16 protein-coding genes are annotated in these 14419 nt (G+C 58.2%); 7 read left to right on the top strand and 9 right to left on the bottom strand.

What is annotated here, in order from left to right; genetic code table 11:
- The first annotated feature begins 27 nt into the window (after positions 1 to 27).
- The 4 genes from ABRP30_RS23445 to phnE are packed head-to-tail and all read left to right on the top strand — an operon-like array spanning position 28 to position 3258.
- On the top strand, positions 28 to 882 hold the full coding sequence (locus tag ABRP30_RS23445; RefSeq protein ID WP_267818621.1) for a putative selenate ABC transporter substrate-binding protein: 855 nt from the start codon (positions 28 to 30) through the stop codon (positions 880 to 882).
- Positions 879 to 1673 carry a phosphonate ABC transporter ATP-binding protein gene (locus tag ABRP30_RS23440; protein WP_241804157.1) on the top strand — a complete coding sequence of 265 codons (795 nt, stop codon included), beginning with the start codon at positions 879 to 881 and terminating at the stop codon, positions 1671 to 1673. Before ABRP30_RS23445 ends, ABRP30_RS23440 begins: the two co-directional genes overlap by 4 nt.
- Positions 1667 to 2503 carry an ABC transporter permease gene (locus ABRP30_RS23435; protein WP_267818618.1) on the top strand — a complete coding sequence of 279 codons (837 nt, stop codon included), beginning with the start codon at positions 1667 to 1669 and terminating at the stop codon, positions 2501 to 2503. The genes ABRP30_RS23440 and ABRP30_RS23435 overlap by 7 nt, the downstream gene beginning before the upstream one ends.
- Positions 2491 to 3258, top strand: a complete 768-nt coding sequence (phnE, locus tag ABRP30_RS23430; protein WP_267818616.1) for a phosphonate ABC transporter, permease protein PhnE — start codon at positions 2491 to 2493, stop codon at positions 3256 to 3258. Before ABRP30_RS23435 ends, phnE begins: the two co-directional genes overlap by 13 nt.
- Here phnE and ABRP30_RS23425 read toward each other — a convergent pair.
- The 3 genes from ABRP30_RS23425 to ABRP30_RS23415 form a co-directional block, all read right to left on the bottom strand.
- Entirely contained in the window at positions 3230 to 4153 is a 924-nt protein-coding gene (locus ABRP30_RS23425) for a bestrophin family protein (RefSeq protein ID WP_267818614.1), read from the bottom strand. The two genes, phnE and ABRP30_RS23425, sit on opposite strands and share 29 nt — an antisense overlap.
- 170 nt (positions 4154 to 4323) lie before the next feature.
- Positions 4324 to 4971, bottom strand: coding sequence for a trypsin-like peptidase domain-containing protein (locus ABRP30_RS23420; RefSeq protein WP_267824095.1), 648 nt, complete (start codon positions 4969 to 4971; stop codon positions 4324 to 4326).
- 82 nt (positions 4972 to 5053) lie between these two features.
- Complete coding sequence (locus tag ABRP30_RS23415; protein ID WP_372490352.1) at positions 5054 to 5473, bottom strand: hypothetical protein; 420 nt, start codon at positions 5471 to 5473, stop codon at positions 5054 to 5056.
- Here ABRP30_RS23415 and ABRP30_RS23410 point away from each other — a divergent pair.
- The 3 genes from ABRP30_RS23410 (at position 5457) to ABRP30_RS23400 (ending at position 9830) form a co-directional block, all read left to right on the top strand.
- Positions 5457 to 6788: a Fic family protein gene (locus ABRP30_RS23410; protein WP_267818610.1), complete on the top strand. Its 1332-nt coding sequence runs from the start codon at positions 5457 to 5459 to the stop codon at positions 6786 to 6788. The genes ABRP30_RS23415 and ABRP30_RS23410 overlap by 17 nt on opposite strands.
- Positions 6789 to 7195: 407 nt before the next feature.
- Positions 7196 to 8326, top strand: a complete 1131-nt coding sequence (locus tag ABRP30_RS23405) for a hypothetical protein (protein ID WP_197884345.1) — start codon at positions 7196 to 7198, stop codon at positions 8324 to 8326.
- Positions 8327 to 8411: 85 nt separating this feature from the next.
- Positions 8412 to 9830, top strand: coding sequence for a hypothetical protein (locus ABRP30_RS23400; RefSeq protein WP_191087280.1), 1419 nt, complete (start codon positions 8412 to 8414; stop codon positions 9828 to 9830).
- Positions 9831 to 9905: 75 nt separating this feature from the next.
- Here ABRP30_RS23400 and ABRP30_RS23395 read toward each other — a convergent pair whose 3' ends face one another.
- From ABRP30_RS23395 to ABRP30_RS23370, 6 genes are all read right to left on the bottom strand, one after another.
- Positions 9906 to 10526: a tail assembly protein gene (locus ABRP30_RS23395; protein WP_349974827.1), complete on the bottom strand. Its 621-nt coding sequence runs from the start codon at positions 10524 to 10526 to the stop codon at positions 9906 to 9908.
- A gap of 11 nt (positions 10527 to 10537) precedes the next feature.
- Entirely contained in the window at positions 10538 to 10888 is a 351-nt protein-coding gene (locus tag ABRP30_RS23390; protein WP_349974826.1) for a hypothetical protein, read from the bottom strand.
- A gap of 256 nt (positions 10889 to 11144) precedes the next feature.
- Positions 11145 to 11342 carry a hypothetical protein gene (locus tag ABRP30_RS23385; RefSeq protein ID WP_349974825.1) on the bottom strand — a complete coding sequence of 66 codons (198 nt, stop codon included), beginning with the start codon at positions 11340 to 11342 and terminating at the stop codon, positions 11145 to 11147.
- Positions 11343 to 11472: 130 nt separating this feature from the next.
- Positions 11473 to 12633, bottom strand: a complete 1161-nt coding sequence (locus ABRP30_RS23380; RefSeq protein ID WP_349974824.1) for a phage major capsid protein — start codon at positions 12631 to 12633, stop codon at positions 11473 to 11475.
- A gap of 81 nt (positions 12634 to 12714) precedes the next feature.
- Positions 12715 to 12945, bottom strand: coding sequence for a helix-turn-helix domain-containing protein (locus ABRP30_RS23375; protein WP_224372439.1), 231 nt, complete (start codon positions 12943 to 12945; stop codon positions 12715 to 12717).
- A 3-nt stretch (positions 12946 to 12948) separates the two neighbouring features.
- A complete protein-coding gene (locus tag ABRP30_RS23370; protein ID WP_349974823.1) occupies positions 12949 to 14238 on the bottom strand; it encodes a tyrosine-type recombinase/integrase in 1290 nt (429 codons plus the stop codon).
- Positions 14239 to 14419: the final 181 nt, after the last annotated feature.

Genomic DNA, 14419 nt, shown 5'->3' with positions numbered 1-14419 from the left:
TTCCCCGCTATTGAACCGGAGAATCCCATGCTCAAACGCCCTCTGGCGCTCGCCGCCGGCCTCGTGATGTCCTGCTGTGCCGTTGTAGCGCAGGCCGCTGACACCTTGCGGGTCAGTGCCATTCCCGACGAAGCGCCGACCGAGCTGCTGCGCAAGTTCGAGCCGCTGGGCAAATACCTGTCCCAGCAACTGGGCATGCAGGTGAAGTTCGTGCCGGTGGCCGACTACCCGGCAGTGGTTGAATCGCTGGCCAGCGACCGTCTGGACCTGGCCTGGCTGGGTGGTTTCACCTTCGTTCAGGTGCACCTCAAAGACCCGACCGCCACGCCGCTGGTGCAGCGTGAGCAGGATGCCCAGTTCACCTCCAAGTTCATCACCGCCAACCCGCAGGTGAAGAGCCTGGCCGACCTCAAGGGCAAGTCCTTCGCCTTCGGTTCGATTTCGTCCACCTCTGGCAGCCTGATGCCGCGCTACTTCATGCTCAAGCAAGACAACATCAAGCCTGAGGGCTACTTCAGCCGCGTCGCCTACTCCGGAGCCCACGACGCAACCGTGGCCTGGGTCCAGTCCGGCAAGGTCGATGGTGGCGTGCTCAACGCCAGCGTCTGGCAGAAGCTGGTCGATGCCGGCAAGGTCGATACCAGCAAGGTCAAGGTGTTTGCGACCACCCCGACCTACTATGACTACAACTGGACCGTGCGCGGCAACATGGACCCAGCGCTCAAAGACAAGATCAAGCAAGCCTTCCTCGCCCTGGACCCTTCGAACCCGGAGCACAAGAAGATCCTCGACCTGCAGGCCGCCAGCCGTTTCATCGAAACCAAGCCTGAGAACTACCAGGGCACCGAGCAGGCGGCACGTGAGGCCGGCCTGCTCAAGTGACTATCACGCTGCTCGACGCGGGGCTGCGCCACGGCCAGGTTCGCGCGCTTGACTCGGTGTCTGTGCGTATCACCCAGGGTGAGCGTGTTGCGATCATCGGCCCTTCAGGGGCCGGCAAATCCAGCCTGCTGCACCTGATGGCCACTGCCGTACAGCCCAGCGCAGGGCGCCTGGATTTGTTGGGTGAGCAGCCTTGGGCGTTGTCGGCAAAGGCTCGCCAGCGGCTGCGCGCCAGGGTCGGCCTGGTACATCAGGCGCCGCCCTTGCCGCCTCGCCAGCGGGTGGTGACTGCCGTGCTGGCCGGGCGTCTGGGCCAGTGGGGTACGTTGCGTTCGCTGCTCAACCTCGTGTACCCCACCGATGTGCAGGGGGCACGCCAGGTGCTGGCCGAGCTGGGCTTGGCGGAAAAGCTGTTCGTCCAGTGCGGGCAGCTTTCCGGGGGCCAGTTGCAGCGCGTCGGCATTGCGCGCGCGCTGTATCAGCGGCCCGAGGTACTGCTGACCGATGAGCCGGTGTCAGCGATGGACCCCGTGCTGGCCGAGCACAGTCTGGCCCTGCTCAACCGCCATGCTCAAGCTCACGGCGTGACGCTGGTAGCCAGCCTGCATGCAGTGGACCTGGCCTTGGCGCATTTCCCGCGGGTTATCGGCATTCGAGAGGGCAGGGTGGCGTTCGACTGCTCTGCCGAGGCTGTGACCGAGCAGATGCTCGATGCGCTTTACGCCAACGAGCAGTTGGGGTCACCACTGCCCCAGGCGCCGACCTTGGCTGTGCAGATTCCGCGATGCTGAAAGCCAGCGCCCGGGATCCGGCGTTTGTACCGCGCCTGTTCGTCGCCCTGGTTGCGCTGGCCCTGCTGTGGCCTGGGGCGCAGTTGAGCGAGCTGAACCCGGGTGTGCTGCTGCAAGCGGAAAACCGCCAGCAGATCGCCAGCTTCACCAGCGCCTTCTGGCCGCCGGCGCATGATGGCGAGTTCCTCAAATTGCTCTACGAGGCGACCCTGCAGACATTGGCGGTGGCCACTGCCGGCATGGTGCTTGCGCTGCTGCTGGCAATCCCGGCCAGCTTGCTGGCCAGCCGCGCCTTGTCGTTGCGCGCAGCCTCTCGCGGCGGCCGTTCCGGGGCTTGGTCCCGCCTGCTCAGGATGCCGGTGCGGGGGCTGTTGATTTTCCTGCGCAGTGTCCCCGAGGTCGTCTGGGCGTTGCTGTTCGTGCGCGCGGTAGGGCTGGGGCCAACGGCGGGGGTGCTGGCCATCGCCATCACCTACAGCGGTATGCTCGGTAAGGTCTATGCGGAAATTTTCGAGTCGGTCGACCAGCGCCCGGCGCATGCCCTGCTGCAAGCGGGCAGTGGCCGGCTGACCGCCTTCTTCTACGGCATCCTGCCCAGTGCTGGCACCGAGCTTGTGTCGTACACCGTCTACCGCTGGGAGTGCGCGGTGCGCGCCTCGGTGGTGATGGGTTTCGTGGGTGCTGGGGGGCTGGGCCAGCAGATCGACCTGTCGATGCGCATGTTCGCAGGCGGTGAGGTGGCGAGCATGCTGCTCGCCTTCTTTGGCCTGGTGCTGCTGGCCGACCTGCTCAGCCGCTTCCTGCGGGGGCGATTGGCATGGGCCGCGTGATCAATCTGCTGGTGATGGCTGCCCTGGTTGGCGCGGTAGTCGCCTCGTTCAGCTACCTGGACCTGGACCTGCAGGCGCTGGTGGGTAACGGCGGGCTGGGACAGATGGCCGAGTATGCCGGGCGTTTTCTGCACCCGGACGTTACCCCCGAACATCTGCAAGCGGTGGCGCGCGGTGCCCTGGAAACCCTGGCCATGTCCGGGCTGGGTACGCTGCTGGCAATGGTGCTGGGCATGCTGTTGGCATTGCCCGCAGCGGGGCGTTTCGGTTGGCCGCTGCAGGCTTCGGCGCGCCTGCTGCTCAATGCCCTGCGGGCCATCCCCGAGCTGGTATGGGCGGCGCTGATGGTACTGGCCGCAGGGCTTGGCCCCAATGCCGGGACGCTTGCACTGGCTCTGCACACGGCAGGTGTGCTTGGCCGGTTGTACGCCGAGGCATTGGAAAATACCCCGGCCGAGCCGGCGGCGGCGATTCGCCTGCAAGGTGGCGGGCAACTGGCGGCGTTCTGCTTCGGCACCTTGCCCAACCTGTGGCCGCAGTTGCTGGCTTACAGCCTGTACCGCTGGGAAAACAACATCCGTATGGCCAGTGTGCTTGGCCTCGTTGGCGCAGGGGGGCTGGGGCAGATGCTCTATACCACGCTGAGCCTGTTCCAGGAGGCCCAGGCCAGCACGGTGATCCTGGCCATGCTGGTCCTGGTGCTGCTGGTGGACGTATTCAGTGATGTCATGCGCCAGCGTTATGTGCGGGCCTGAACGCCTCGGCGCCTAACTCCCCGCACTGCGCTTCACGCTGCATCGACTCCAGGTTGCGCTCGATGGTCTCGCAAATGGCGTCCATCTGGATCTGGTGTTCACTGAAGCGGAACGGGCTCTGCAGGTCGGTGCCGATCCGCTCGATGGCGAGTAGCATGAACCCCACCACGGTAGACGCCAGTGGCGTGAACCAGCCCAGCGACTCGACCAGGCCCACAGGCACGATCAGGCAGAACAACGAGATGAACAGCCGCGGAAAGTACACGTAAGGGTAGGGCAGCGGCGTGTTGGCGATACGCTCCATGCCGCCTTGGGCGTTGGACAGGTCCACCAGCGTCGATTCCAGCCGCGCCAGGCGGATGCTGTCCAGCCGCCCGGCCTTGTATTCGCGGGCAAGCAGGGCCGCCGAGCCACTGAGGATATCGTTGGCGAAATTGTTCGAACGGTTGCGCCGCTCGAACTCTCCTGGGGGAATGAACGCCATCAGCTCGTCTGGGCAGGCTTCGCCTTTGAGGTGTGCTGCCAGGCAGTTCACATAAGCGATATGCCGGCGCAACAAGGTGGCCTTGACCGGGTTCAGGCCGTCGTCGGTGTCGTCGATCAGCGTCAGCGTCTGCCGGGCGAAGCTGCGTGAACTGTTCACCAGCGCGCCCCATAAGGTACGCGCCTCCCACCAGCGGTTGTAGGCGCTGCTGTTGCGAAAACTCACCAGCACTACCAGCGCCGAACCCAGCAGTGTCAGCGGGATCAATGGCAGGGTGAATTTGCTGTTCAAGAACAGCATGAAATCGATGGTGACCAGCACGTCCCAGATCAGCAGCCAGAACAGCGACCAGCCGATGTAGCCGAAGGTCTTCACCACCAGGCGATACTTGCGGGCGATGATTTCTTTCACGCGGGGAACCTCGAAAGGGGGATGCAGGATCGGACGTCGAGGGTCGAAGAAGGTTCGCGGGTGGTTGTTGCAAGACGTTTTGATCTCGCCAGCGCGACCCTCTTGCCCTTCTGCGCCTGCCGTGGCAGGCCCGTTTGCATGAGTCGTGCTGGCCTGAGCCCAGGTTCAATTCAAGGTTTGGCGGCCACAGCGACATACCCTTTGATCGCGGCAGGCGCGGCCTTGGGCTTGGTTTTATCGGCCAGGTACTGGAAGCGGCGCCATTCCTTGTCGATTTCGCTATACGACATGAACACGCTGACACGCTCTTTGTCGGCCAGGTCCGGCCGGCTGCGCGCATCGATTTCATCTTTGGCGATGAAAGCGACATTGATCCCCACGACCTTGCCGTCGTCGGCGAACACCGGGCCACCGGACATGCCTTTGACCATCGGGCCGTCGTGCACCGAATAGAACACGCTGCCTGGCGTGCCCTGCAGGCGTACCAGCGAAGCCAGGGTGTGGCCCTTGCCCTGCACGGGCATCATCAGGCTGTTGAAGCCGACCGCTGTCACAGACTCGCCTGGCACGTACTGCCGCCAGAGCGGCACCTGCGCCGCCTTGTGCTTGAAGAACACCACATCACCCAGGCCTTCATGGACCACGTTGCGCAGGAAGGGGGTGTGCTTGGCGGTTACTGCGTAGTCTTCGTTCCACTGGATGGCGGTGGCCATCAGCAACATCGGCAGCGGTGCACCGGAGGTGACCACGAACGCCTGATCGTAGACTGGGTCCGACACGTAGGACGTTGGCACTCCATTGCACCCACTGAGCAGCATCATTGCTGCCAGGCAAGGCACAGTTGATTTCATGATTGGCACAGATATCGAGAAATGGGAGCGCGACTATGGCGAAGTGCTATTACGCCATCAATACTTTCTGTGTATATCCGACGAATGACATCTTAGGTGGGGGCAAAGGTGCTGGCCAATAGATTCCAGGCATGGCTGGAGAGCCCGTGGCCATTGGGGTGGCGTCAAAAACTGCGGGTTGAAAAGGGCTTGCATTCAAAAGTGAAATGGCCTCAGCTCGTTGAGCTGGATTGAGCTGGATTGAGCTGGATTGAGCTGGATTGAGCTGGATTGAGCTGGATTGAGCTGGATTGAGCTGGATTGAGCTGGATTGAGCTGGATTGAGCTGGATTGAGCTGGATTGAGCTGGATTGAGCTGGATTGAGCTGGATTGAGCTGGATTGAGCTGGATTGAGCTGTATTGAGCTATATTGAGCTGCATTGAGCTGTATTGAGCTGCATCCGGAGACGCCATGACATTGCTGAACAAGATTCTGAAACTGCTTCAGGAGGATCGGAGCCTAAGATCGCGTGAGATCGCCGAGCGTCTCGATGCAAGTTGGGCCACAGTCAAGCGTCACCTCGATGCATTGTTGGAGGCGGGCCAGGTTCAGCGCGAGAAGGACGGACGCATCACGCGTTACCGGCTGGTCACGGCAGATGCTCGATTGCCAGACAGTGCGTCTGCGCAGTCTCCTTCCGCTGATCTGCCTTGGTCGCCTGCGAGCCTCGCCCTGCGCAAGTCGTTGACCCGTCCATTGGCAATGCGCGAAGTCGTCACCTATCAGCGCGACCTTGTAGACAGCTACGAGCCGAACCAGACTGCCTGGCTGCCACCCAGCTTGACGGCTGCGCTAGAGGCTGAAGGCCGGATGAGGGGGCAGCAGCCAGCCGGCACCTACGCGCGCAAAGTACTCGAACCTTTGTTGATTGACCTGTCATGGTCGTCTTCACGTCTGGAAGGCAACCGCTATACGCTGCTCGACACCAAGAAGCTGTTCGAAAGTGGTGTGACGCAGGGAGATCTCGATGCGGTGATGCTGCTCAATCACAAGGCGGCCATCGAATTCATGGTCGATGCAGTACCTGAATACGGGCTCAACTCAGCCGTCATCCGCAACCTGCATGGCTTGCTGATGCAGGATCTGCTAGCAGACAGCAATGCCTTGGGCAGTATTCGCCAGACAGTCGTGAACATCAGCGGGACTACCTACTTCCCAACCCAAGTGCCCTCACTGCTGGAAGAGATGTTCGACTTGATACTCGACAAGGCGCGGCAGATCAAGAATCCCATCGAGGCGGCATTCTTCTTGTGGATAAACCTGGCCTACCTGCAACCCTTCGAAGATGGCAACAAGCGCACAAGTCGTTTGGCGGCGAACATACCGCTGATGCTCTATAACTGCTCGCCTTTGTCGTTCCTGGACGTAAACCCGCAGGACTATGCGCTGGCGATGATGGGGGTGTATGAGCAGCGTGATATGGCGATGGCAGCGGATCTGTTTGTCTGGGTCTATCGCAGGTCGATCAGCAAGTATGGCGTGATGCTTGAAGCAATGGGGGTTCCAGACCCCGTGCGCCTGCAGTATCGAGAGGTGTTGAACGAGACGATTGGTGCCGTCGTACGCGACAGGCTCACTGTCCGCTCGGTGGTAGCCGGGCTGCCTTTTTCAGAGGACGAGAAAAGGCAGTTTCAGCCTCTGTTGCAGGCTGAACTGGATATCCTGGCGCTGCACAACTGCGCCAGGTATCGGCTGACCATGAGGCAGGTAACGGAATGGATCAAGGCCGGGAGACCCTCATGATTTCACGGGGCTGCTTAGTGAACCTATGCCCCGTGCCTGCAAGATGGTAACGGGCGCGCAGTGTGCTGCGCCGAGGCATTTGCCTGTGTAGCGATACTCGGCGTTTGCTTGGGCGCATGACGATGCACTGGCCCAGGAGCTTGCTGGTCAAACCGCAGGCATAAAAAAACCGACCATAAGGTCGGTTTTTTCCGGATTTTGGTGCCCGAGGGAGACTCAAAAAGGAGGCTGAATCCACCGTAAATTAAGGCTCCCTTCTTGGCTTGTTTATTTCCTACTCATAAATCTACTCACATAGTTTAGCTTGAGAGGCATGACGATAGCGCAGAAAAGTCTGTGAGCAGTGGCATAATGATCTCATGGATCACTGTTACGTTCACTGATGATGTAAGCCAAGGAAAATGTTCATGTCGGCAAGAGAAATCAAGAGGTTAACTGAGCAAGGTTTCAAAATTGATGAGGAAGGGGGTTCTAACATAAATTTAGCCCTGATCTCTCTACGGCTTGCGTTGAAAGCCTATTTTTCAACTTATAAAAGTTTTTCTTATCGCATTAGAGCACTTGATGCGCAGCGCGGTTCGACAGAAGAAGAAATTATATTTAATCATCGTTCTGCTTATTGTGAGGCTTATGCGGAGTGCATTGTCCACTTTCAACATTTTGCAGAGTTAACCTGTAAGAGTTTTTTACGGAACGATCATCGGTTGCTTGCGGATAGCGTCATTAAGATTCCCGAATTACTGTATAAGCTTGTGCATAAAAAGAAACTTACAATCGAAGAGGAGCAGAAGCTTTTTAGTGTTGAGTTTGGGGAGTCGTTGAGCAGGCTCAAAGATTTGGTGAAATCTGGTCAGCTGAAAGGTAGTAATAAACTAGGCTTTATTCTTGAGTATTATGATGCTTTGATGCAGCTCAATAGTCTGCGCAATAGAGTTTGGCATCGAGGGCTTTATGTATTGAAATATACGGCTTTGGATGAGTTTGTTGGTCGCTATCTGCTGCCATATGTAGTAGCGACCCTAAAGCATCCTATGTTCAAAGGCGAAGAAATAAATTGGAAATACAGGGCCCTTTCTTGTGGGATAGACCCGATCGAAGAGATCGTTCAACATTTCAAAGATGAAGTTTATGATTTGGGGAAAGTCGCATTCCTCAAAGAGATGGGCAGGGCTGCCTATGAAAATAGACTGCCGCCGGTGATTAAAAAAGGCAATAAAAGCAAGCTTGATAAAAAGTTTGCTTTTGGTGCGATTTTTGGCTCGCGCCGGAGAGAACGAGCAGAAAGAATTGCCGAGAGCGAGGCTGCGTTAGAATACAATCATGTAACTGAATGCCCTGTTTGCGGTGCTAAATCTCTAATTGTACATGAGGAAACCGACTTTGATTATGACGACGAAACGGATGAGCCAGTAAACTTTCGTCGTTATACTCACGAAGTGCACTGTGAGAGCTGTTCCTTTACCTTGGAAGATGCCGTGAAGAATGCCAGTGATTACGGAATTCATGGTATTAAAGATTTTTTCGTGACTGATTGCTAGGTTGCGCGAATCTAAGATTCTTATAGTGGTTTTTTAATAACTCCTGCGAGAGCAGGCGCTTACAGGATAGTTTCTGGGGGCGGTTATGAGTCGGCATCTTACGGGGCTTTTTCTTGGCGCAGGTGCTTCGTTTGATGTGGGGATGCCTCTAGTTTGGGATTTGACGCAAAAAATAAAAAACTGGCTGACACCCGAGAAATTGCGCGGCTTCAATGAAGGCTGGAAAATACAAGGTGGTGGGGTTTCAGATTCGATTATTGAAGAATTAATACATGTTATGTCCAGGGAGGACTTGCATTATGAAAGTATTCTCGGGTACTTAGAGGTTCAATCGAGGCGGCGCGGTGGTCGCTCCGAAGGATATCACACGATGTACTCGTGGATGGTGGAGATGGTCTATATGCAGCTGTATCTACAGCATGCAAATGGATCACAATTTATTTTAGAGCGCCTAGATCTCTACAGAGGGATATCCGCTTTATATGAAGACAATACACCGCTGTGGATCTTTTCCCTTAATCACGACTCCATTGTTGAGATGATTGCCAAAAAGCTTTCTATAAGGTTGTATTCAGGTTTTACAGAAGAGTTGGTTGAACTGCCTCGCCGGAATGCCGCAGGGGAAGTAATTGGTACTCTTTTGGCTGAGTCAATATCTAAAGCGGAGTTGGATAACGGATGTATGCGGTTCCCCAATCCACCGGAGCCTGGGATTTACTTGCTCAAGCTTCACGGTTCTCTTGATATATTTGTCCATAATGACAATTTTGATTTAGTGAAAATTCTACCTAAAGGCGATTCACCTGAGGCAGTCATCGATTCTCTGCGGGCCGCTAATGAAGAGCTGGTTTATATAGAGCCGCATGCGCCTGGCGGTAAAGTCAAAGCTCTTAACGAGATCGCCTACGCCGACTTTGAGGGGGAAATGCAATTTCTGCGCAGAACCCTACTGTCTGGATCCCAAAAGTTTAATGAGCAATCTTCTCAGGTCCTTCCGAAGTCGATGCTTAAGCACTTTAAATCTAATATAAATTTTGTCCGAGAGCTGATCTGCGTTGGCTACGGATTCGGTGATCTGCACATTAATGATATTATGAAATCTTGGTTAGAGTTTTCTGCAGATAGGTCTATTAAGATTGTAAGTCCAGACGCGAGATCGATTCCGCCCTTTCTCTTGCATCTTGCTCCGCAAGTTGAGTTGGTTCCTAGCGGGGCTACGGAATTTTTCGATGAGATAGCAGGAATTAAGAGGTCTGAAAAGGAGTTGTTAGCAAAAAGTATTTTTCTGGCGTCTCGTAGACTTGGACCTGTCAAAAGCGCGGAGGCGCTTAAGTCTTTTGAGGCAAGTGAGCGTGATAGGCATCTCGCTGCGGTCGCGGAAATGGTAATATGCATGAAAGATGGGGAAGATCCTGAAAGCATTTTGAAAAGGACTGAAGATGCTGTCGCTTCGGAAACTGAAACGAGTCGACGGTTCTTACAACATCTTGAATCATTCTCGTGAAAATTGGGGTGTCATCAAAAGTGGGGACACCCCTACACCCGGAATTCGGAGTATTCAAAGTGATCCTGGCTCACTTTAAGCCTTGTCCTGCGCCTCGATTGATGCCGAAATGATCGCCCCACCCCAGCGGCGGTGACCTATGCATATCGGTACCGGGTTGCCGCTGGCGGTGGTGTTCTTGGCGCTGCCGAAGGCATACGACGGCAGGTTTTCAGGAGCGGCACTCTGTGAAAGCCCTTTTGCCTGGGGACTCAACATCTGAATTACGCCGCCCACCATCATCGAGGCGCCCATTGTGATTAGGGCTGAGCCGAACGGCGCACCGGCACCGAAGGTACCGCCAGTGATTACCAGGCCGACGACAACAAGCACTGCGCCCACGATGGTTTGCAAGGCGCCTCCGCGCTTGCTCCCACCAACGACTGGAACGATCCGAACCTCGGTGGCACCGCCACGCTCGAAATCTTCCTCCCCGACGTTTTTTCGATTGCGGAATATCGCGAACCTCATCCCCAGCGCCTCGAGGCGCTTAATCTCCTGTTCAAAGCCTTCCAGCGTTGCCTTCAAGGCTCGAAACACTTCCCAAGTGTTCTGGCTGTCCAGTAGGTAATCCTTCTTGCGGAAGAATTTCCGGATAAGAGGGCCCGACAAGTACACAGAGGTCAGTTCTGGGGCATTACGAACAGTAGCGGCCATCGTTATTTCTCCTATGCGCCGGCGGCGCTTGATTTGGGAACATCGGCGCCGATCAGCTCGGCAAGGATCATGCGAGCGGCCATCGCATCTTCTCGGATGGCCTTTTCACGTTTCGGGTCAGGGTTCCAGGCCGCGCAGTGAAAGGCCACTTCGGCACGGGCGCACTTGCGTTCCGGTGTTGCTTGCCAAAGCTGCTCTGCGATCTTCGCCTCTTCCTCGGTGAAGTACGGGCCATCGAAGTCCTTACGCCCGCCCTTCACAATGTCGGAAACGTTCCAGACCTTGTAGCCGGCCACCATTGTTGGGTGCTCTTCGAAGTCCGTGCTCTTGCATGCCGCTGCGAAACGCTCTTGAAAGGTCATGTGTGGCTGCCTCCAGGTGTTAACTCGTCGGTGTTAAAGCGTTAACTTTTCGAGGTTAAAGCTGTTAACCCGGTTAACATCCGCCAGAGGGCCCTAACGCCGTCTATGCCGCTGTTTCCGTGGCTTACAGCCCCATGCACGTTCGGCATGGGTGTTAACGTCGCTTTAACATTTTTTGTTAAAGGGGGAAAAAATCTGCACGTGGGGTCGGAGGCGGTCTAGGTCAGCGGACCTTCCAGACTTTCGACCCGCCCCCTCAGTAGTTCGGCGCCTTGTACGGCGGCGCCGACCGGATCTGCTCCAGCGCTTCGGCTGCGCTCAGGCCGCTGGCCAACAGTCGATCAATCTCTTTGCTCAACCGCTCACGCTCCTCCATCTGGCGCAGCAGAGCGCGACTGTGGGCGATCTGGTTGAGGGCTCGTTGAACGGGTTTGGGTAGATGGGTATGGCTCATGGTCTTCTCCGGTGTGAATGAAAAGGCCCGCGAGTGCGGGCCAGTGCCGGATCACCCCACAAAGGAAAGAAGGGCTCCGACTGCTGCGGTTATGGGTTACGTGGCACTCACAGCTAACCCACGCTTGCGCTTACGGAGTCGGCGCACCGGTCAGCGTCACCAGGCGGGTGGCGGTAGGAGCGAACACCGCCAGGCCGGCGCGCAGCTCGGCCAGAATGGTCACCAGGTTGCGGCGGAAGTTGTCACCGTCGTGGCGGCTGGCCTCGACAGTTACCTGCTGACGGTCCAGCAGCGCGGCGGTGGTCGTGTCGAGGATCAGCGCTTTGCCCTGCGGCATGCCGTTGGTGACCACAACAGGTGTACCCCACAGGCTGGGCGGCGCGGGATCGCGTGGCGTGCCGATCACATACTGGCCATCACCATCCTCGGCCCGCTCGCTCTCGATGGCGAACCAGTCACGCGGGTTCATCACGATAACGTTCGGATTCCAGCCTTCGGCCTTGAGGTCAGTGAGCGCGGCGCCGATGCGGTCAACTGGCTGGCCGGTGGTGATCCCTGCGTCAGTGGCCTGGGCGTTGAAGCCGAGGATCTCGCCATCGCCGCCAGCGCCGGTGATCAGTTCAGCCTCCAGCTTCTGACGCACCCCCACGCCCAGCAGCAGATCCACTTGGCCACTGAGCTGGTCATTGTCCTGCAGCACCTGCAGGCTTGCTGGAATCCAGGTGGCGATGGTGGCGATCTCGGCGCGCACCGGCTTACCCGCCACTTCACCCTCGCCCTTCTCGTCGCCTTCTTTCTTCTGGTAGGCCGCACCATTCAGGTAGCCATCGAGGCGGATGAACTCGTAGGTGGCGCTGGTCACCGGGATGACTGGCAGCACGTCGAGCAAGGTGAGGCGCGGCTGGGGAATGCCACGGATGCCAGCACCGTCACGCTGTGGTGCGGTTGGATAGCTGGTGGAATCGGCACCGCCCTTGTTCGGGTTGGTGATCGCCGCGCGGATGCCCACCTCGCAATTGATTTGCCCGGTGGACTTCTGGCGACCATTGCGCATTTCGCCTACGCCGTCTGCTTCGAGAACACTAGCAGTGACGACGTTGCGATCAGTGCCGCCGCTTGGGGCTGCGCTGCCGTGGCGGCCAGAGGCGAGCTTCTGCTCGGTTTCCAGCAAGCGGGCGTTGAGCTCGGCCTGCTTGGTGTTGACGCCCTCTTTGAACTCGGTGATCTGCGCACCGATCTTGGTGATGGCTTGGTTCAGCTGGCTGACGTCCTGCTGATACGGGTCTGGCATAGGATTCTCCGGGGTGTTGAGTTGATGTCCTCTACCCTATGCGCGCACGCACACCCCGGTCAGCGGTTAACTTCGACGTCCTCAGTCGGTATCCGTCGCAAAGCGCACTATGTCGGCGATTTTGTAGAACCTACGGTTGCCCCGGCGTATGAATGGCAGTGGCGAACGACCCTCAGCAGCCAGGCGGCGCAGGTAGCTGGGGGCATATCCCAGCAGGTCTGCCGTGGCCGGCTCAGGCACCAGGCCACCAATCAGCGGGGTGATGCCGGCCTGGGCCAACCGCTGGGTAACGTCCTGTTCAACGTTGACCATGATTTACATGCTCCTCTGTGATGCATCCGGCTTTTCGCTAGAGGCCGCGTCATTCTTGGCCTGTGGCGAATCTTGTGAAACTGCGTATCTCGGGTATGTCCCACCTGTGAGCGCGCTTAACCCGAGCCCGTCTAAATGGTCGTGCCAACGTTCCAGGGCTTGGCGCTTGAGCGCTTCGGCGGTGGTGTGGATGTAGGTCGCGTCCATGTTGCGCAGGGCGTGGTTCACCAGCATCTCGCCTACCAGGTAATCCACGCCCAGGTCCATCCAGCAGGTGCGGGCGACCTTGCGCACATCGTGGCTGGTCCAATGGCGATCGCTCAGCTCGGCAAACACTTGGCTCGCTACAGTTGCGCTCAGAGGCCCGCGCCGGCTGGCGGGGAATAAATAGGCACCTTGGTAGCCCTGGGCGGCTTGCTGGGCCTGATAGCGGCTCAGCAGTGCACAGGCTTGGCGGGTGAGCGGCAGCGTGTGGTTCTGCTTGGTCTTGGTGTCATCAGCGGGGATGAACCACTGGCCGGCCTGCAGATCGACGTTGCGCCACAGCGCGCTGCGCGTCTCGCCCAGGCGGGTACCGTGGCACAGCATCATCAGCGCCAGCAGGGCGTCACCGGGCCGCGCCTCGCTCCAGCCTGCCAGCTTGGCCAGCAGATCGGGCAAGTCTCGCTCCCGCAGCCGTGACGACTTCGGCTTGATCCGCACTGCAACGAAATCCCCGAAGCGCAGCGAGCCCATGGGGTTCTGCTCGATCATCCCGAGCCGATGTGCCTTGCGCATGGCCACCGCCAGCACGTTGAACACCAGGCGCACGAACGAAAGGGCGTAGCGCTCCTGCAGTGGCCACATCAGGCGCTGATCAAGCGTGGCCTTGCTTACCTCGGCCAGCGGCAAGTCATGCAGCCGCGGCGCCAGGTGGCAGGTGATGGCCGACTTCGCGCCGGCCTTGCGCTTGGCTGACAGGTTGCGGTCGCGCAGCATGCGATCCAAGTACCAGTCCAGCAGCTCCCCGGTACGGCTCCAGGTGCTGGTCAGCGAGGTGGCCTGGGCGTCTGCGGCACGGCGCCCCAGGATGGCCGGCAGCGCGGTCAGCATGGCTTTGGTGGTCAAGCTGGGGAAATCACCGGCCTTGCCCCATTTGCCCCTGACAACAACGTGCCAGGCGCCCCGGGTACGGTCGACGGTGGAATACCGAAATCGCAGCTCGGGGTAACGCGGGTCACGCAACTGGCGCACCGGCTGGCCGGCCTGCTTGCGGATCTCGGCGTCACTGAGGGTGATGTGTTTGGTGGTCATGCTTGCTCCTCAATATGAGGGTGTCGTCTCACCGAGCCAGGCCAGATGATCCGAATCAGACCAAATGAGCCGATTCGGATCAGGGCGCCACTGTGTAGAAAGCAACACACTGTGGCGTTTCCTACACAGTGGCGAACTTGGTCGGGCGATCCGGTACGGTGGGAAAATCCCGTGTTTTTCC

This window comes from Pseudomonas sp. WHRI 8519 (genome assembly GCF_040224055.2).
GTDB classification, from domain to species: domain Bacteria; phylum Pseudomonadota; class Gammaproteobacteria; order Pseudomonadales; family Pseudomonadaceae; genus Aquipseudomonas; species Aquipseudomonas putida_X.
This window is presented reverse-complemented; position numbering and strand designations above follow the sequence as displayed.

Excerpts from the sequence above, each read along its gene's own strand:
- ABRP30_RS23395 (WP_349974827.1), bottom strand. The coding sequence starts at position 10,526 with ATGGCCGCTACTGTTCGTAATGCCCCAGAACTGACCTCTGTGTACTTG.
- ABRP30_RS23380 (WP_349974824.1), bottom strand. The coding sequence starts at position 12,633 with ATGCCAGACCCGTATCAGCAGGACGTCAGCCAGCTGAACCAAGCCATC.
- phnE (WP_267818616.1), top strand. The coding sequence starts at position 2,491 with ATGGGCCGCGTGATCAATCTGCTGGTGATGGCTGCCCTGGTTGGCGCG.
- ABRP30_RS23445 (WP_267818621.1), top strand. The coding sequence starts at position 28 with ATGCTCAAACGCCCTCTGGCGCTCGCCGCCGGCCTCGTGATGTCCTGC.
- ABRP30_RS23420 (WP_267824095.1), bottom strand. The coding sequence starts at position 4,971 with ATGCTGCTCAGTGGGTGCAATGGAGTGCCAACGTCCTACGTGTCGGAC.
- ABRP30_RS23385 (WP_349974825.1), bottom strand. The coding sequence starts at position 11,342 with ATGAGCCATACCCATCTACCCAAACCCGTTCAACGAGCCCTCAACCAG.
- ABRP30_RS23400 (WP_191087280.1), top strand. The coding sequence starts at position 8,412 with ATGAGTCGGCATCTTACGGGGCTTTTTCTTGGCGCAGGTGCTTCGTTT.
- ABRP30_RS23390 (WP_349974826.1), bottom strand. The coding sequence starts at position 10,888 with ATGACCTTTCAAGAGCGTTTCGCAGCGGCATGCAAGAGCACGGACTTC.
- ABRP30_RS23405 (WP_197884345.1), top strand. The coding sequence starts at position 7,196 with ATGTCGGCAAGAGAAATCAAGAGGTTAACTGAGCAAGGTTTCAAAATT.
- ABRP30_RS23435 (WP_267818618.1), top strand. The coding sequence starts at position 1,667 with ATGCTGAAAGCCAGCGCCCGGGATCCGGCGTTTGTACCGCGCCTGTTC.
- ABRP30_RS23375 (WP_224372439.1), bottom strand. The coding sequence starts at position 12,945 with ATGGTCAACGTTGAACAGGACGTTACCCAGCGGTTGGCCCAGGCCGGC.
- ABRP30_RS23370 (WP_349974823.1), bottom strand. The coding sequence starts at position 14,238 with ATGACCACCAAACACATCACCCTCAGTGACGCCGAGATCCGCAAGCAG.
- ABRP30_RS23410 (WP_267818610.1), top strand. The coding sequence starts at position 5,457 with ATGACATTGCTGAACAAGATTCTGAAACTGCTTCAGGAGGATCGGAGC.